This window comes from Kocuria salsicia, assembly GCF_039532055.1.
GTDB lineage: Bacteria > Actinomycetota > Actinomycetes > Actinomycetales > Micrococcaceae > Kocuria > Kocuria salsicia.
On the sequence record NZ_BAAARF010000003.1, the window covers coordinates 548010 to 566590 of the forward strand.

The 18581-nt window shown below is 74.1% G+C and carries 5 protein-coding genes; 1 reads left to right on the forward strand and 4 read right to left on the reverse strand.

The annotated features are described in order from the left end of the window. Positions 1-15: 15 nt before the first annotated feature. A complete protein-coding gene (locus ABD264_RS02450; RefSeq protein ID WP_344203937.1) occupies positions 16-1689 on the reverse strand; it encodes a (2,3-dihydroxybenzoyl)adenylate synthase in 1674 nt (557 codons plus the stop codon). Then, positions 1682-2347 (reverse strand): isochorismatase family protein, encoded by a 666-nt coding sequence (locus ABD264_RS02455; protein ID WP_344203939.1) that lies wholly within the window; start codon positions 2345-2347, stop codon positions 1682-1684. The genes ABD264_RS02450 and ABD264_RS02455 overlap by 8 nt, the downstream gene beginning before the upstream one ends. 113 nt (positions 2348-2460) lie before the next feature. Here ABD264_RS02455 and ABD264_RS02460 point away from each other — a divergent pair, with 113 nt between their 5' ends. Then, positions 2461-3594, forward strand: coding sequence for an isochorismate synthase (locus ABD264_RS02460; protein ID WP_344203941.1), 1134 nt, complete (start codon positions 2461-2463; stop codon positions 3592-3594). Between the two features lie 122 nt (positions 3595-3716). Here the strand turns inward: ABD264_RS02460 and ABD264_RS02465 are convergent, their stop codons facing one another. Further along, positions 3717-3938, reverse strand: a complete 222-nt coding sequence (locus tag ABD264_RS02465; RefSeq protein WP_144942564.1) for an MbtH family protein — start codon at positions 3936-3938, stop codon at positions 3717-3719. A gap of 64 nt (positions 3939-4002) precedes the next feature. Further along, on the reverse strand, positions 4003-18567 hold the full coding sequence (locus ABD264_RS02470) for an amino acid adenylation domain-containing protein (RefSeq protein ID WP_344203944.1): 14565 nt from the start codon (positions 18565-18567) through the stop codon (positions 4003-4005). Positions 18568-18581: the final 14 nt, after the last annotated feature.

The following is an 18581-nucleotide window of genomic DNA, read 5'->3' on the forward strand; positions in this document are numbered from 1 at the left end:
ACGGACTCGCGCGGCTCAGTCGGTGGCGGGGTTCCGCCCCGGCACCGCCATGCCCCTCTGATCCTTCTTGCTGGTCTTGCCCACACCGGTGTGGGGGAACTCGCTGACGACCTCGAAGACGTCCGGCACGGCGAACGAGGACAGCCCGCGTCCGCGCAGGAACCCGCGCAGCTCCACGGCCGTGGGCATCCGCTCCCGGTGCTCCGCGCGCGGGATCAGGTAGGCGCAGATGCGCTCGCCGAGCACCTCGTCCGGAATGCCCACCACGGAGACGTCGTGCACCGCCGGGTGGGCGAGCAGCTCGTTCTCCACCGCCTCCGGGGCCACCTTCTCGCCGCCGCGGTTGATCTGGTCCTTGTCCCGGCCGACCACCACGATGTGCCCGCTGGGCAGCTGGCGCACGATGTCCCCGGTGCAGTAGAAGCCGTTCTCACTGAAGGAGCGGGCGTTGACCTCAGGGGCGCGGTAGTACTGGCGGATAGTGTACGGCCCGCGGGTGTGCAGCACGCCCGGCTCACCGGGTGCCACGGGGCTGCCGTCCTCGGCGAGGATGCGCAGCTCGTCGTGCTCGGACATCGGCCGGCCCTGCGTGGTGACCACGAGGTCCTCGGGATCCTCAAGGCGAGTGTAGTTCACGAGCCCCTCGGCCATGCCGAAGACCTGCTGCAGCGTGCACCCCAGTTCGGGGCCCACGCGGCGGGCGGCGGTGTCGCTGAGCTTGGCGCCGCCCACCCACAGGGTGCGCAGCGAGGAGGGGTCGTGGCGGGCCGCCGCCGGGCTGTTGAGCCACGCGAGCAGCAGCGGCGGCACGAGCGCCGCCTGGGTCACTCCGTACTTCTCGATCGCGCTCAGGCACGTGGTTGGGCTAGGGTCCGCCGCCATCACGATGGTCGCGCCCACGTGCAGCGCGCCCAGGATCCCCGGGGAGCTCATGGTGAAGTTGTGCGCGCACGGCAGGGCCACCAGCATGACGTCCTCGGGGCGCACGTCGCAGATCTCCACGCTGCGCCGCACGGAGTAGAGGTAGTCGTCGTGGGTGCGCGGAATCAGCTTCGGCAGCGCGGTGGTGCCACCTGAGAGCTGCAGGAATGCAAGCGATGCGGGCGAGACCCGGGTGGTGGGCATGGCCGCCTTGCGCACGTTGACGACGTCGCCGTCGACTGTGGCCTCGGCCCACGGTTCCGCGACCCGCTCGTCCACGGTCACCACGGCGATGTCACCGCGGTGCTCCCGCACGGCGTGGGCCACCGTGAGCAGGTCTCGGGGGCCGCGGCGCGGACCCACGTAGGCCACGGCGTCGGCGAGGTCGCAGAAGTGCTCGACCTCGCGCGAGCCGTGCGCCGGCAGCGCGAAGACCGGCACGGCCCCGAGGGCAAAGAGCGCGCCCACGGCCTCGAGGAACACGGCGGAGTTCGGCAGCTGCACGACGACGGGTGAGCCCTTGCCCACGCCGGCCGCCTCCAGCACGGCGGCGGCGCGGGCAATGCCATCACCGAGCTCCCGGTAGGTCAGGCTGCGGTGGCGGTCCACCACGGCGGTGTGCTCCGGACGGCCGTTGATCGCGGAGGCGAAGAGGTCCCGGTGCGTCTGGCCCATCCAGAGTCCGAGCTCGCGGTAGCGCCGGGCGGCCTCGGCGGGCATGCCGTTGGGCAGCACCGGGGGGAGGTCCTGGGTGCTCGGCTCAGGCACGGGCGACCTCCCCGGCCTGCGCGGTGCCAACCGCGTCCCACGCCGTGAGGACGTCCGGGGTCTGCAGGACGTAGCCACAGCGCTTGGCCACGTAGTCCACTGCGCTGCGGTGCTCCTCCCGGGAGAAGTCCGCCACGGCGTCCGAGACAAGGAACGGCTGGATGTCGTGCATGAACGCCTCGGTGGCAGTCACCTGGCAGCCCATGTGGCCGTAGACGCCCGCGATCACCAGCTGATCCCGCTTGAGGTGGCTCAGCACCTGGCGCAGGTCCGTGCGCTGGAACGCGGAGTACCGCCACTTGGTCAGCACCACGTCTGCCTCCTGCGGCTCGAGCTCCGAGATGATCTCGGTGTCGGCGCCCTCGGTCATCCCGGTGCCCCAGAACTCGCTGAGCAGACCGCGGCGGTGCGGGTGCTGGTCCCCCGGCTGGGCGGAGTAGATGACGGGGATGCCCTGGGACCGGGCGTGCTCGACCAGCAGTGTCGTGTTGCTCACGGCGGTGCGCGCCGGTTCCGCCCCGCGGTCGTAGGCGGCGAGGAAGTATCGTTGCATGTCGTGCACCAGCACGGCGCAGCGGGACCGGTCCAGTTGCCAGTGCACCCGGTTGGCCTCGCTGGGCGCCGGGATGGCGTAGCTGTCGATGGGGGGAATGGGCATGACGATGTTCTCCAGGGTGCAGACTGTGGACTCAATAATTAGGTTAGCCTATCCTTAGCAACGTGTTGAACCAGCCGACGACTTCTCCCCGCACACAAGCCCATTCCCGCGCCTTGGATCCCACTTTCGTCCTCTCCCAGCGCGGCCGCTCCGCCGTGGGCCGCGGCATCCGGCAGCGCTGGAGCTCCGGGCAGGATGCGGCCCGCGCCCTGCGCGCCGGGGACGCCGGCGTCGTCGTCGGGTGCCTTCCGTTCGACACCCGCCAGCCGGCAGCACTCTTCGAGCCCGAGTCCTGGGACCCGGACGCCGCCGCCCTTCCGGGGCCCGGCACCTCCGCCACGGGCGTGCCGACCGTCCGCTCCTGGCACGAGGAGCCCGAACCACACGAGCACGTGGCCCGCGTGGCCCGCGCCGTGGAACTTGCCCGATCGGGCGCCCTCGACAAGGTGGTCCTCGCCCGCGTCCTGCGCCTGGACCTCGCCGAGCCGGGGGATCCGCTGGAGCTGCTGCGGCGCTTCGTGGCGGACGACCGTGAGGGCAACGGGTACCTCGTCCGTCTCCCCACGGACTCCGCGCTGCCCGGCGGGCACATGATCGGCTCGAGCCCCGAAGTGCTGGTCCGGCGCGAAGGCCTCGAGGTCTCCACGCACCCCCTGGCGGGAACCGCCGCCCGCCGCCCCGAGGACCGGAACCTGGACCGGGAGGCCGCGCTCGCACTGCAGACCTCGCACAAGGACCTCGACGAGCACCGCTACGTGGTGGACGCGATCGAGGCCGTCCTCCGTCCGCTGTGCGCCGAGCTGGACGTGCCGCCCCTGCCCACGCTCGCGCACACGGAGCGGATCTGGCACCTGGGCACCCCCATCCGTGGCGTCCTGGCCGACCCGACGCACACGGCACTGGACCTCGCCGCGGCCCTGCATCCCACGCCCGCGGTGTGCGGGTCGCCCCGTTCCACCGCGCTCGACCACATCCTCGCCACCGAGTCCCCGCGCGGGTACTACGCCGGTGCCGTCGGATGGTGCGACGCCTCCGGAGACGGGCACTGGCGCGTGCTGCTGCGCGGCGGCCACCTGGCCGAGGACGGTCTCAGCCTCACCGCGCACGCGGGCGGCGGCATCGTGGCCGACTCCGACCCGGAGGCCGAGCTCGCCGAGACCCGGCTGAAGTTCACCCCCGTCCTCACGGCGCTGGGCGTGCAGGACCTGCTGGAGACCGTTCCGGCGCCACCCCGCCCCCGCGGCTGAGACGAGCAGCCGTTTGAGCCACCCCGTGCCCGTGAAAGGACGCCAGACGCCAGAACCACCCTGCAGAAGGCCGCCCCCGCACACATCGCGTGTGCGGGGGCGGCCTTCGTGGTGGGCGGGTCTCAGGCGTCGGCGGAATCCCCACGCAGCGAGCGCGGGCGCATGTCCGTCCAGTGCTCCTCTACATATTCGAGGCAGGCCTGGCGGGTGCCCTCGGTCCCGCCGAAGGCCACCGTCCAGCCCTCGGGAACGGGCTTGAAGACGGGCCACAGCGAGTGCTGCTCCTCGTCGTTGACGAGCACCTGGAAGGTGCCGTCCTCGTCGTCGAACGGGTTGGTACTCATGGTGTCGTCCTCCTGTGTGTCAGCAGTTCTGCGTCTCGGTGGTGCGTCTCGGTGGTGCGGTGTCTCAGCGACCCTGCGACCGGGCCGCGGTGGTGCGGGTGGGTGCCGGTGGCAGCAGCGGCAGGATCGTGTCCCAGCCCTCGGGGCTCGCGAGCCCCGCGTGCGAGAACGGCAGCCGGTGCACCGTGAGGTCCCCGTCGTGGCACGCGCGCCACGCGTTCTCCGGATCCCAGTCGTCCTGCCCGGGGCGGGACACGCCCTCCTCCTGCTTCTCGGCGAAGCCGGGCCGCAGCCGGTCGGCGACGACGAGCATCACCGGGCCGTCGTAGGCGCATGGTTCGGACGTGGTGAGCAGGGCGGTGCACCGCTGCAGGTTCTCGCGCAGGGCGTCCAGGACCTCGGGCGAGCGTGTGGCGAAGTCCTCGGCCAGTCCCGCGAGCTCGATCACGTGCTCGTCAGGCAGCTCCCCGCGGGTCCGGCGGGCCGCCGCCGAGCGGTGGGACGTGGCCCGTCCCGCGGGGTGGGCGTCCAGCACGGTCAGCGAGGACACGCGTTCACCCCGCGCCGTCAGCTCTGCGGCCACGTGGTGCGCGGCGGTTCCCCCGAAGGAGTAGCCCAGCAGGTCGTACGGCCCCTCGGGCTGCTCCTCCTGGATCAGGTCCGCGTAGAACCGCGCGAGTCCCCGCATCGTGTCGATGCCCCGGTCCGTCGCGTCCTCCACCGTGGGCAGCTGCACGCCGTTCACGGGCCGCTCCCCGAGCCGCGTCGCGAGCGGCAGGAACGGCCACGCGAAGCCGCCACCGGGGTGCAGGCACCACAGCGGAACCCCCTCGCCGCGCCGCAGGTGCAGCACCTCGCGGGCCGGCTGCGCCGGGGTGGGCGGGGTGAGCCGGGTACTCGGGGCCGAGGATGGCTGAGCGGAGGAGGGCTGAGCCGGAGTGGGAGCCCCGGGCACGGGAGTCTCCCGCTCCGCGGGAACCTCCAGGGGAACCTCCCCAGCGTCAGTCTCCGGCACCGTCGCGGTGGCCTCCGAGGCCGGGTCCCGGGTGTCGTCGGACGCGAGACCCGTCCCGTCGCCCGGGAAGGCGTCCCGTGCGGCGTCGTCCTCGACCGGGTCCTGCGACCCGTCCGACGCCTCGGCGATCCTTGCGAGGGACGTCCCCGCGAGCAGTTCTGCCACGGCCACGGTGAACCCGGCGTGGCGCTCCACGTGGCTCGCCACCCGCATGGCCGCCAGGGAGTCCCCGCCGTGGTCCGCGAAGGACCCGGTCACGTCCACCTCGGCGGCGTCGAGTTCGAGGACCGCGGCGACGGCGTCGCACACCCCCCGCTCGGCCTCGGTGCGCGGGGAGCCCGCCCCCTCGGCGCGTCCGGGCTCGTCCGGCAGCGCGGCGCGGTCCAGCTTGCCGTTGGCCGTGACCGGCATCTTCTCCACCACGGTGACGCGGCGCGGCACCTGGTGGGCGGGCAGCAGCTCTCGCAGCCGCTCGCGCAGCACCGCGGGATCCAGCACGGCGCCGTCGTCCGCGGTGACCCACGCGACGAGGTGGCGTGCGGCGTCGCCGCCCCGCACGTCCACCGCGCAGGAGGCGACGCCGGGCAGGGACTCGGCCGCGGCCTCCGTCTCCCCCGGCTCCACGCGCATGCCGCGGATCTTCAGCTGGCGGTCGCTGCGGCCGCAGTAGACGAGCCTGTCGCCGGGTTCCCGGCGCACGAGGTCGCCCGTGCGGTACATCCGCTGGCCGGAGCGCTGCGGGTCCGCGACGAACGTCGTGGCGGTGCGCCCCGGCATTCCCACGTAGCCGTGCGCGAGCCCGTCCCCGGAGAGGTAGAGCTCCCCCACGGCGCCCTCGGGCACCTCGCGGAGGGAGGAGTCCAGCACCGCGGCGCGCGCGTTGCGCACGGGGCGGCCCAGGCACGGCGAGGTGCTCTCCTCGACGGGCGAGCCGAACGCGTTGATCGTGAACTCGGTGGGCCCGTAGAGGTCGTAGCCGCTCACGCCCGGCGTCTCGCGCAGCAGCGTCCACAGCTCCTGCGGCACGGCCTCACCGCCCAGCAGCACGAGCCCCGGGTGGCGCGGCCCCTCGAGCAGGCCGTGGCCGAGCAGCTCCCGGGCGTAGGTCGGGGTCACGTTGACCACGTCGATCCCCACCCGGTGGTAGTGCGCCACGAGCTCCGCGGTCTGCAGCCGCAGCCGGTCGTCCACCACGTGCACCTGGTGCCCGTGGAGCATCCAGAACAGCTCCTCCCAGGACATGTCGAACGCGAAGTTCACGGTGTGGGCCACGCGCAGCCGCTCGCCCAGTCGGGCCACGGTGGGCTCGAAGATCTCGGCGGCGTGGTTGTGGTACATCGTGGTCAGCCCGCGGTGACCCACGAGCACGCCCTTCGGCCTGCCCGTGGAGCCGGACGTGTAGATCACGTAGGCCGGCTGGTCCGGGTTCGCGGGGCCGGTGAGCCGGTTCTGGTCCACGGCCGGGGCGGGCACGGTGCCGTCGAGCACGGCGCGCACCGCGGCGTCGTCGAGGTCGACGACGGCGAACGGCGCGTCCTGTGCCCCCGGCACCTCGTCCCAGTCCCCGCCGCGGACCAGACCGCTCGCGTGGGAGTCCGCGAGCAGCTGCGCGGCGCGCTCGACCGGCTGGTTGCCGTCCAGCGGCAGGTAGGCCGCGCCCGTGCGCATGACCGCGAAGATCGCCACGATGTGGTCCGCCGTGCGCGGCAGGCGGATGCCCACCACGTCACCGCGGCCGATCCCGCGGTCAGCAAGCACGGCGGCGAGGCGCTGTACGCGCTCGTCCACCTGACGGGCGTTCCACCGCACGTCCCCGCACACGAGGCTCGGGCTCTCCGGTGAGCGCCGCGCGAGGTCCCGCAGCAGGCGGTCCACGCTGCCGCCGGGCTCACCGGGTCCGGGCACCGGCACCGGGGCGGGTGCGAGCACTGCGCTGGGGCGCGGGGCGGCCACGGCCACCTCGGCCATCCGCGTGTGCGCGGCGTCGCCGCGGGCCAGGTCGGTCAGCGCCGCGAGGGTGCGGTCCAGAGCCCACTGAGCACGCTCGGTCGAGACCGTCTCGGGGTGGTGCTCGCACGTGACGGTCCCGGAGCCGGGAGTGCCGTCCCCGGGGTCAACGTCGAGCACCATCGCATAGTGGGTGGCGTCCAGGGCCTGCGCCCGCAGCACACCGGCGCCGGCGAACGGACCGTTCGGGTCCTCCCGGTCCATCGCGGTGTTGCGGTGCACCACGAGGGTGTCGAAGAGCGTGGCGTGACCCGCGGCCCGCTGGATCTCGCCCAGCCCGGCGCGGTGGTGGGCGCTCATCGCCCCCTGCTGCGCGAAGGCGCGGCGCACCACGTCCCGGACCGTCTGGTGCGGTCGGGTGCTCAGGCGCACGGCCACGGTGTTCAGGGCCAGGCCCACCATGCGCTCGGCCCCGGGCACGGAGGGGTCGCGGCCGGTCACGGCGCTGCCGAGGACGACGTCGTCGCGGCCGGTCAGCTGCTGCAGCGTCACTCCCCACGCCACGTGGAACAGGGTGGCCCGGCTGACACCGAGCTCCCGGGCGCGGGCGGTCACGGCGGCGTCGAGCTCCGCGCCCAGGGGACGGGTAACGAGCTGCGGCACGGGCTCGGTCAGGGGCGCGGGGCCGGCCACGAGGGTCGGCTCGTCGATCCCGGCCAGGTGCTCGCGCCAGGCCGCGGTGTCCGCGTTCACGTCCCGGGAGGCCACGTGACGCAGGTGCTCACGGAAGTCCGCCGGCTGCGGCAGGACAGACTCGTCCTGGCCCGGGGCAGCGACGAGCGTGAACAGCTCCTCGAAGAGCACCGCCTGGGACCACGCGTCCGTGAGCAGGTGGTGCTGCGTGACCACCAGTTCGCTCGTGCCGTCCGGAAGGTGCACGGCGAGCGCGCCGATCAGCGGCGGGCGCTGCGGGTCGATGCGCCGGTGGAATTGCGCCGACGCCGCCCGCTCCACCTCGGCGGGCGAGTCCACCGTGGTCTCGTGCCACGGCATGGGCCCCTCCGGCAGCAGGAACTGCACGGGCGCGGGCACCCCGCGGTGGGTGAAGCCCGCCCGCAGCATCGGGTGACGCCGGTACACGGCGTCGCACGCGCGGTGCACGGCCGTGAGATCCACGTCCTCCCCCAGCGTGAAGCGGTGCTGGACCACGTAGGCGTCCGCGCCGTCCGCTCCGTCCACGAGCGACTGGAGGTACATGCCCTCCTGCAGCGGCGTCAGCGGCAGCACCTCCTGCCACTGCGGAGCCAGCCCCTCCAAGACCTCCCGCAGCTCGGGGGTCACCGGGACGGACAAGGCGTCCGCGGGGGTGGCCGTGCGCGTTTCGGCCCCGGTGCTGCCGGAGTCGACGGCGCTGTCACTGCCCTCGCCGCTGGTGATGTTGGCGGCATTCCCGGAACTGGTGGTGCTGTCGGTGCCCTCGGCACCCTTCACACTGACTGTGCTCTGGGCCCCCGTGGCGCCCTCGGCATCCACCGTGCTCGCGGTGCGCCGGGCGCTCGCGGCCAGCTCACCCAGGCCGGGGTGCGTAAAGACGTCCGTGACCGTGAGGTCCCAGCCGCTCTCCCGCAGACCCGCGACCAGGCGCAGGGAGGAGATGCTGTCCCCGCCCAGCCCGAAGAAGTCGTCCTCCGGCCCGCTGCCGGTCAGGCCGAGCAGCTCGTCCACGGCGCTGCACACGGCACGCTCCACCTCGGTGCGCGGTGCGATCCCGCCCGCCGTGGAACCGTCCGGCTCCGGCAGGGCGGCGCGGTCGATCTTGCCGTTCGGGGTCGTCGGCAGGCACGGAACCACCGTGACGACCGCCGGAACCATGTACTCCGGCAGCAGCTCGCGCAGGGCGTCCCGGGCAGCCGCAGCGGAGCTCTGCCCCGCGGCGTCGTCGTCCCCGGTGGGAACCACGTAGCCGAGCAGCCGGTGCTCGCCGCTGGGATCGGGACGCACGCACGCGGCCGCGGCGCGCACGCCGGGCAGCGAGCGCAGCGCGGTCTCGACCTCGCCGAGCTCGATGCGGTACCCGCGGACCTTGACCTGGTCGTCCACGCGCCGCAGGAAGTGCAGCCGTCCCTCGCGGCGCACCACCAGGTCACCGGTGCGGTAGAGCCTGGCCCCCGGGTGCGCGGGGTCGGCAACGAAGCGCGCCGCGGTCTGGGCCGGTCGACCCAGATATCCCCGAGCCACCTGGACGCCGCCCAGGTAGAGCTCTCCGGCGACGCCGTCTGGCACGGGCCGGAGGGCGTCGTCGAGCACCGTGGCGTCCACACCCTCCCACGGGGTGCCGATCGGCACGGCGCCGGAGCCCGTGAGGTCCTCGGCCCTGACCGGCTCGTGGGTCACCCACACGGTGGCCTCGGTGGGTCCGTACACGTTGCGGACCTCCGCGCAGCGCTGCCGCATGCGCGCGGCGAGGTCCCGGTCCAGGGCCTCACCGCCCACGAGAGCGCGCACCCGGCTCAGGTCCACGTCCTCGTGCTCCGCGGCCTCCACGAGACCGCGCCACAGGGAGGGCGTGGCCTGCAGGACGTCCGCGTCCGCCCGGGCGACGACGCGCAGCAGGGCCTCGGGATCGCGGACGGTTGCGCGGTCCGCGAGGTGCACGGTGCCGCCCACGCACAGCGGCGCGAACAGCTCCAGGCCGGAGATGTCGAACGCCACGGTGGTCACCGCGACGAGCGCGTCCCGGTCCCGGACCCAGCCCAGCGCTGCCACGGAGCGCAGGAACGCGGCGATGTTCGCCCGCGTGACCATGACGCCCTTGGGCCGCCCGGTGGAGCCGGAGGTGTGCAGGACGTAGGCCAGGCCGTCGTCTGCGGCGGGGATCTCGGGCAGGGCCGAGGTGGTCAGGTCGCCGGCTGCCGACGCCGTCTCTCCGGCGCTGTCCACGCCTTCCTGTTCCGGGGCGCCGGGAGCGTCCAGCAGCAGCAGCACGTCCGCGCCGGCCGCGGGAAGCCCGGCGGCGAGCTCGGCCGTGGAGACTACGAGGGCCACCATGGCGTCCTCGAGCACCTGGCTCGTGCGCTGGCGGGGGTGGTCCGGGTCCAGCGGGACGTAGACCGCACCCACGCGCTGCACCGCGAGCAGGGCGGTCAGCAGCGAGCGGTCGCGCGGCAGGGCCACGGCCACCATCGACTGCTCCCCCACCCCGCGGGCGACCAGCCTCGCGGCGAGCTCGCGCACCGCGGCGTCGAGCTCGGCGTAGGAAAGGTCTCCCTGGGCATCCCGCAGCGCCACGCGGTGCGGTGTCCGTGCCACCTGGGCCGCGAAGGCCCGGGGAACGCTCGGCACGCCCTCGTTCGGGAGGCAGGGGACGACGTCATCGTGCGCGTCCGTCCCGCTCGGAACCCGGGTCTCCGCGGGGCCCGCGTTCACTGCCGTGTCCCGGTTCGCCGCGGGGCGATGGCCCTCTGCCGCACGGCCGGACTCCGCAGGATCATGACGCTCTGCAGAACGGCGGGCCTCCGCAGAACGGTGGGGCTGCGCAGGCCGGTGGATCTCGCGGGAGGCCTCGTCCGCCACCGTCAGCGCGGCAACGGCGCGACGCGGGTCCTCGGCCACCTGCTCCAGCACGCGCAGGACTCGGTGCGCGAGGGCGGAGACGGTCTCGGCGTCGAAGAGGTCCGCGAACCCCACGACGCGCAGCGAGGAGGTGTCCCCGTCCACGAGCCACACGCCCACGTCGAAGCGCGAGGTGGTGGTGCGCACGGTGACCTCGGAGGTCTCCAGTGCGCCGATCCCCGGGGTCGGGGCGGGTGCCTCGTGCGAGACGAGCGTCTGGAACAGGGGGTGCCGGGCGCGCTGACGCTGGGGTGAGACGAGGTCCACGACCCGCTCGAACGGCAGCCCGCTGTGCTCCAGCGCCCGCAGGGAGGCACCCCGCACGGCAGCCAGGTTCTCGGCGACCGTGCCGGTGGCGTCCACCGCGCAGCGCACGACCATCGAGTTCACGAAGTACCCCACGGCACGCTGCTCGTCCGCGAGGTCCTCGCGCAGGGCCACCGTGCTGCCGAGGGGAATGTCCCGCCCGGCGCCGTGCAGCCACCACGTGAGTGCCACGGCGTTGCGCAGCAGCATGAGGGGCGTGACGCCGTGCTCGCCGCACACGCGGTCCATGCGTTCGCGCAGCTCTGTGGGGACCTCCAGCACGTCCGTGTGGCCCTCGTGCCCCGGAGTCTCCGGGCGGGGACGGTCCAGGGGCAGGTCGAGCTCCGCGGGCAGGCCGCGCAGCTCCTCGGACCAGAAGCTCTCGTCCGCCGCCGTCTGCTCGGGGTCCTCGGCGGCGGGCTCGTCGTGCGGGGGCTCGGGCCACTGCGGTGCGCGCCCGGCGGCCCGCGCCCCGTAGGCGTCGGAGAGGTCCGCGAGCAGGGGCTGGACGGACTCCGCGTCGATCGCCACGTGGTGCACCACGACCAGCAGCAGCGCCGTGTCCCCGCCGGTCCACAGATCCGCGCGGGCCGGGGCCTCACGGGTGATGTCGACGGCCTGGGCCGGGTCAGCCAGGTGCTCGGCGACGACGCCCTCCAGCGTCTCGCGGCTCGGAGCGGTCTCCGCCAAGGTACCGGGGAGGTCGTGCACGCGCAGCGCGGGCAGCTCCTCTCCCTCCAGCACGCGCACGCCCGCGGTGCCGTCACGCTGGGCGGGGAACACGGTGCGCAGGGCGCGGTGGCGCAGCACGACGTCGTGCCAGGCCGCCCGCAGTGCCTCCGCGTCCACGGCGCCGCGCAGTTCGAGGGCCACCGGCACGTCGTAGACCGTGGACGGGCCCTCCAGCTGCTGCACAAACCACAGCCGTTGCTGCGCGGGAGTCAGGACCGGAGCGGAGCTGGTCGGGCCCTCCGCGCCACCCCGTGCGCCGTCCTCGATCCGGGGCGTGTCCTGCGCGTCTGCACGGTTCTGTGCAATCGCATGGTCTTGAGGCACCGCGCCGTGCTGCGACACGGCAGCGTCGCGGGGCACCTGGTTGTCACCGGACACGGCGTCGTCCGGAGACGCCCCGTCCGCAGACGACACCGCCCCGCCCTCCGCGAGCCGCGCAATGGCGGCCGGGGTGCGGGCGTCGAGCACCTGCACGAGGGAGACGGTGATGCCGCGTCGTCTCAGCCTGCCGAGCAGTCGCATGGCGGTCAGGGAGTGCCCGCCGAGCGCAAAGAAGTCCTCGTCGACGTCCATTCCGGAGCGGCCCAGCAGCTCGGCCATCTCCGCGGCCACGACGGTGGCGACGCCGTCCGTCGCGGGCGACGTCGCCCTGGGCGTCCCGGAGGTGGATGACGGCGTACCCGCCGTCCCCGGCGCGGCGGCGGCCGTCCTGGCGCTCTCCGATGCCTGGGCCGACGCGCCGGTCGTCTCGCCCTCCGTCTGCCCGTCCTCGGCGGTCGGGGCCGCGCCCGTCACACGGGACGATGTCGCCTGTTCCCCGATGGGGGTTCCACCGTGCTCGGGCGTCGGCCGCCCCTCCTCGGCCACAGATCCGCCGTGCCCGGCCGCAAGCTGCGCCACCGTCACGGTGGGATCCCCGGCCACGGCCTCGAGGGCGCGGGCCAGTTCCGCCCACAACCGCTGCGCGGTCTGCTCGGCCACGCGCGTCGGAACGTGCTCCACAACCACGCGGAACTCGTTCCCCGGCGGCACCATCACGTTGAGCGGGTAGTGGGTCCCGCCCGCGCTGCTGATACCGGTGACGCGCGGCAGTGCCTCCTGCCCGGCGTCGTCGGCCGGGGCGTTCTCGTAGACGACGAGCGAGTCGAAGAGCTCGCCCAGCCCCACGGCGCGCTCGATCTCGGCGAGCGCCGCCGACTCGTGCGCGGACATCCCCGCCTGCTCGCCCCGCAGCCGGGCGAAGGCCTCGAGCAGGGGCTCGTCGCGGCGCAGCGTGAGCCGGGCGGGCAGCGTGTTGGCGAAGAGACCCACGGTGTTCTCGATGCCGGGCAGGTCCGTGGGGCGCCCGGACACGGTGACGCCGAAGACGACGTCGTCGTGGCCCGTCACGGCGGCGAGCGCCACGGCCCACGCGCCCTGCAGCACGGTGTTGGGGGTGAGCCCGTTCGTCCGCGCCACCTCGACGAGGCGCTGCGCGGTCCCCGGAGCGAGGGACAGGTCCTGTCGGGTCTGCTCCGTCCTCCCACCGGCGGTCTCCGACGGCTCGGTGCCGAGCACCGTGGGATGCTCGAGTCCGGCCAGGCGGGTGCGCCACGCCTCCAGGGCGGCGTCGGCCCCGGCGCTGATCCGGGCGACGTGCGCGCCGAACGGCAGGGCCGTGGGCAGCTCGTCCCCCTCGCCGCGGTACAAGGCCATGAGGTCGCGCACCATCAGGGGCGTGGACCAGCCGTCCGTGACCAGGTGGTGCGCGCCGAGGATCAGCACGCTGCGCTCCGGGCCCAGCCGCACCAGCGTGGCGGCCACGAGCGGTGCCCTGGCCACGTCCACCGGGCGGTGGGACATCTCGGTCAGCAGCGCCGTCACGGCGCGCTCGGCGGCGGCGTCCGGGGTCGCGCTCAGGTCCACGGTGCGCCACGGAACGGTCACCGCGCGCGGGACCACCTGCACGGGCTCGCCCACGGTGGTCGCGTCGAACGCCGCGCGCAGCACCGGGTGGCGCCGCAGCACGGCGTCAAAGGCATCCTGCAGCCGCTGCGGGTCCACGGCCCCCTCGATCTCCAGCGCGGCCGCGAGGACGTAGGCGTCCGCCTCTCCGTCGGAGAGCGCGTGGAAGAGCAGGCCCTCCTGCAGCGGGGACAGCGGCAGCACGTCCGCCACGGGGCCGTGCTCGCGTTCGAGGGCGTCGATGTCCGGCTGTGGGAGGCGGTGGGTCAGGTCCGAGGGACTCGCTCCCCCGGCGTTCTCGTTCAGGAGCAGGTGCAGGTGCACCGCGGCGGCAGCCTCGCGCAGGGACTGACCCAGGGTGTCGAGGTCCGCGGCGGAGAACACGCCGCCCGCGGCGCGCAGCTCGATCCCCAGCCCCGGCTCCGGGCCCGCGTTCTGGAAGACGTTGACGGTCAGCGCCTCGGTCAGGCGCCGCTCGGGGGACTCGACGACGGCGAAGGAGCGGCCACCGTCCGTGGACCAGCCATCCGGGTCCTCCTCGGACGCGGCGATCACGTTGAGCACGACCTCCGGCTCGGCCAGATCCGCGAGACGCTCCCGGCCCAGCGGGTCGAGGTGGCGCAGGATGCCGTACCCGGCGGTGTCCGGGCTCGTGCGGCGCGCCTCCTTGGCCGCGCGCAGCAGCGCGGAGAGTGCTGACCCGCCGCCGAGCATGTCGTCGAGGTCCTCGGCGCCGAGCACGCGGGCGCGGACGACGGCGTCAGTCCCGGAGTCGGTTCCGGAATCGTCGCCGACAACGGGGTGGCCGAGCGCGTCCGACGCCACGTGAACGGGCGACTCGGTGGTGAACCACCCGACCGTGCCCGAGAGGTCGCAGCCCGGGGCGAGGGTGTCACGGCCGTGGCCCTCGACCGTCACCGGCCGCAGCGCCGCGGCGGGCAGTCCGCGCGCGTGGTCGAAGCGGGCGAGGGCGAGGCTCACGACGGCGAGCACCACCTCGTCGGGGCGCATGCGGTACGCCTCGGGTGCGGTCTCACGCACCGCCCGTGCGACGTCGCCGGTGATCTCGAGGTCCGCCGTGCGGACGGTGGCCACGGTGTCGACAGCCGGGTCCAGGCGACGGCCGCCCAGGGGCGCGGCGGGGCCGGAGCGGAGCACACGCTCCCAGTGGGGGAGGTCCTCACGCACGGTGTCCGAACCGGCGCGGGCAGCCATCACATCCATGGCGTGGCGCCACGAGCACGGCACGTCGTCCGTCTCGGGAAGGGTCCCCGCCACGGCGGCCTCGTACGCGCACTCGAGGTCCGCGGTGAGGATCTGCCAGGAGACGGCGTCCACCGCGAGGTGGTGCACGACGAGCACAAGTTGGTCCCCCGTGGGCTGCTCCGCGACCACCGGCTGTGCGGCGTTCACGGCCACCACGGCCGCGCGGATCACGACGCCCGCGCGGGGGTCGAGCTCCGCCACGAGCGCCTCCGCGTGGTCCTCCACGCAATGCCCGGAATGGCCAGCGGCGCCAGTCGCAGCGGCGTCGTTCTCGGCGCGATGCTCCGACCCGGCGAGGACGTCCTCGGCGAGCACCGCACCGGCCCGGCGCACCAGCAGAGCGGGTTCCCCACCGGTGGTGTCGAGCACCAGGCGCAGGCAGTCGTGACGGTCCAGGACCGTCTGCAGCGCACGCGCGAGGGCGTCGCGGTCCAGGGAGGTGGCCGTGTCCAGCACGACCCACTGCGCGTGGCCCGCCAGTGCCCGGTCGTTCGGCGCGGCAGCGAGCTGGGTGCGCACCAACGGTGAGAGCGCCACGCGCCCCACGGGGAGGTCCACGTCGGCGCGGGAGGGGGCCGCGGCATCGTCGAGCTCCTCTCCCGTGCCGCCCTCGGCCCGAGCGGCCGCGAGCGCGGCAATGTCCGTGTTCGAGGCCGCGGCGCGCGTAGCGACCACGGCCAACGGTGTGCCGTTGAGCAGGTCCTGGGCGGCGATGTCCAGGCCCGCGCGGCGGGATGCGCCCACCACGCTCAGCGCGCTGATGCTGTCCCCGCCCTGGGAGACGAAGTCCCGGTCCAGTGCCACGGGAGCGCAGCTCGCCCCGCGGCGGCGGCCGAGCACCTCGGCCACCACACGCGTGAGCACTTCCTCCGCCGGGGTCCGTGCCTCGCGGATTCTCTCCTGCACGTGCGGTGCGGGCAGGGCGGAGCGGTCCACCTTGCCGCCGACCGTGACGGGGAACGCCTCGAGCACCACCACGTGGGCGGGCACCAGGTGCGACGGCGCGCGGCGTGCCAGGCCCTCGCGCACTGCCCCGGCCTCCAGGCGGGCACCGCGCGACGGCACCACGTGCGCCACGAGGCTCGCGTCCTCGTCCCGACCCTGCACGCCGACCACTGCCCCGGCCACGCCGGGGACCTCGTGCAGCAGCGCCTCCACCTCGGCGGGCTCCACGCGCTGACCGCGGATCTCCACCTGGTCATCTGCGCGGCCCAGCAGCAGGTAGCCCACGCCGGGCTCCCAGCGGGCGAGGTCGCCCGTGCGGTACAGGCGCCCACCCGGTGTGAAGGGATCGGCGACGAAGCGCGTGGCTGTTTCGATCGCACGGGTCCGGTAGCTGCGGGCGAGCTGCGGGCCGCCCAGGTAGACCTCTCCCGTCTCACCGTCCGGCACGGGCTGCAGATCGGTGTCCAGCAGGTGGGCGGTGAGGCCGGCCAGGGGCCTCCCAATCGTGGGGGTCTGCCCGGTCACCGGCGCCGCCACGGCGTCCACCGTGGACTCGGTGGGCCCGTAGAGGTTCCACGCGAGCTTCCCCGAGGCCACGACGTCGTGCCACAGGGATGTGGGCAGCGTCTCGCCGCCCAGGATCAGCGTGGTGGGCGCGGGCAGCTGCAGCAGGCCGAACTCCACAAGCACCCCGGCCAGCGACGGCGTGGAGTCCAGCACATCGATCCCGTCCTCCGCGAGCGCGTCCAGGAAGGCGAGGGCGTCCCCGGTCACGGTGGCGTCATAGACGTGGACCGTGTGTCCGCCGAACAGCCAGGAGAGCTGGTCGATCGCGGCGTCGAACGTGAAGGACGCGGCGTGCGCCACGTGCAGGTGCGTGGTCTGCGCGTGCTGCTCGGACGGCGGGAAGAGCAGCGCGCGGTGGTGGGCGATCAGGTGGCCGAGCGCCGCCCGGGTCACCTCCACGCCCTTGGGGCGCCCGGTTGTCCCGGAGGTGTGCAACAGATAGGCGAGGTTCTCCGGCCCGGCGGCGTCCGCGGGCTCGGACGCGGGGGCGTCCCAGCAGACCTGCTCCCACAGGATCCGGCGGGCACCCGGGCGCAGGGAGGCGTCGCCGTCCGCATCCGTGAGGACGACGTCCGCGCCGCCGTCCTCGGTGGTCGTACGACGCCGCTCGGCGGGGTGCGCGCGGTCCAGCGCCTGGAACGCGCCGCCCGCGAGCAGGGTGGCGAGCATGCCCAGGACCATCTCGTGGCCGCGCGGCAGGTCCAGCACCACGACGTCCTCGGGCCCCACCCCCGCCTCCGTCAGACGTCCCGCGAGCACGCGGGCCCGGTGCACGAGCTCTGTGCCGGTGAGGGAGGTGCGGGAGTCCACGAGCACGGGCTCGTCCGGGCGGTGGAGCTCGATCTGCGCGACGGCCTGCGTGAGGTCCACGGGAGCGAAGGACTCGCCGACCTCCGCGGCACCGGCCGACGGACCCCGACGACGCTCGAGCGCCTCCCGTTCCTCACCCGCCAGCGCGGACACCGCCCCCAGGCGGGGCGCGTTCTCAGCGAGGAGCCCGCGCAGCAGCGTGACGAACCCGCGCAGCCGGGCGAGCGCGCGGTCACGAGTCACCCGGCTCGGGTCCGTCTCGAAGCCCAGCTGGATCTCGGTACCCTGCCCGGTGGCCAGCGGCGTGACCGTGAGACCCATGTCCTCTGGCGGGCCTCCGGCCACGTTGCGCAGCAGCCCGGGGACGCCGTGGAAGTCCAGCGCGGGGTTGAAGACCTTCACGTTGGCGCCCACCCCGTGCAGCAGGCCACCGGCGCCGGGCACCCCGAGGGCGCCGGGCAGGTCCTCACCGCGGAAGCGCTGGTGCTCGCGCACGCCCACCATGGCTGTGAAGACCTTCGACGCGAGGTCCGCGGCGGTGTCCTCGGCGGAGACCTGCACGCGCAGGGGCAGCACATTGACCGCCATGGCCGGGGTCTTCAGCGCGGCCGTGGTGGTGCGCACCATCATCGGCAGGGCCATGACGACGTCGCGGCGCCCGGTCAGCCGGTGCACGTACCCCGCGTACGCGCCGAGCAGCACGTCCACCCAGTTGCTGCCAGCGCGCGAGCCCAGGCTCTTCAGGCGATCGCTGTCCTGCGGGGAGAGCGTCTGCGTGATGTGCACGGTGCGCCCGCCGGAATGCTTCTCACCGCCCTCTCTGCCGCCGACCGGGGGCAGCGGGGTCATGGCGTCCACCCAGTAGCGCTCGTCCTGCGCGCGCTGCTCGCTCTGCCGGTACTCGCGGTCCTCGGTCACCAGATCTCGCAACGACCGGTAGCCGGACGGGGCCGCGGAATTGCCGGTGGTCACGGCGCGGTAGAGGGCAGCGATCCTGCGGCTCAGCCGTGCCGCCGAGTACCCGTCGATCACGAGGTGGTGGTAGAGCTGCACGAGCCACACGTGCTGGTCCGTCAGGCGCAGGATCGTGTACCGGAACAGCTCCCGCTCCACCATCGGCGCGCAACGCAGGGCCATGTCCGTGCGCTGCTCGTCCACGACCGCCGCGGCGAGCGCGAAGGGATCTGGTGCGGCCCGCAGGTCACGAATCTCGGGCCGGTATCCCGTCCCGTCCGCGACACGCTGCTGCGCGGCGCCGTCGTGCTCACGCACGCGCAGCCGCAGGGTCTCGGTCTCCGCGACGGCTTCGGAAACCGCGTCCGCCAGCCGCTGCGGGTCGACGTCCCCCGGGCCGATCTCCACGACCTCCCCCACCACGTAGTACGGGGACGTCGGATCGAGCCGCTGGGCGTTCCAGATCCCCTCCTGCGCGCCGGTGAGCGGAAACCACTCCGCGGGGTCAGGGAGGCTCGACGAGGACGCCATGCGAGACTGGGTTC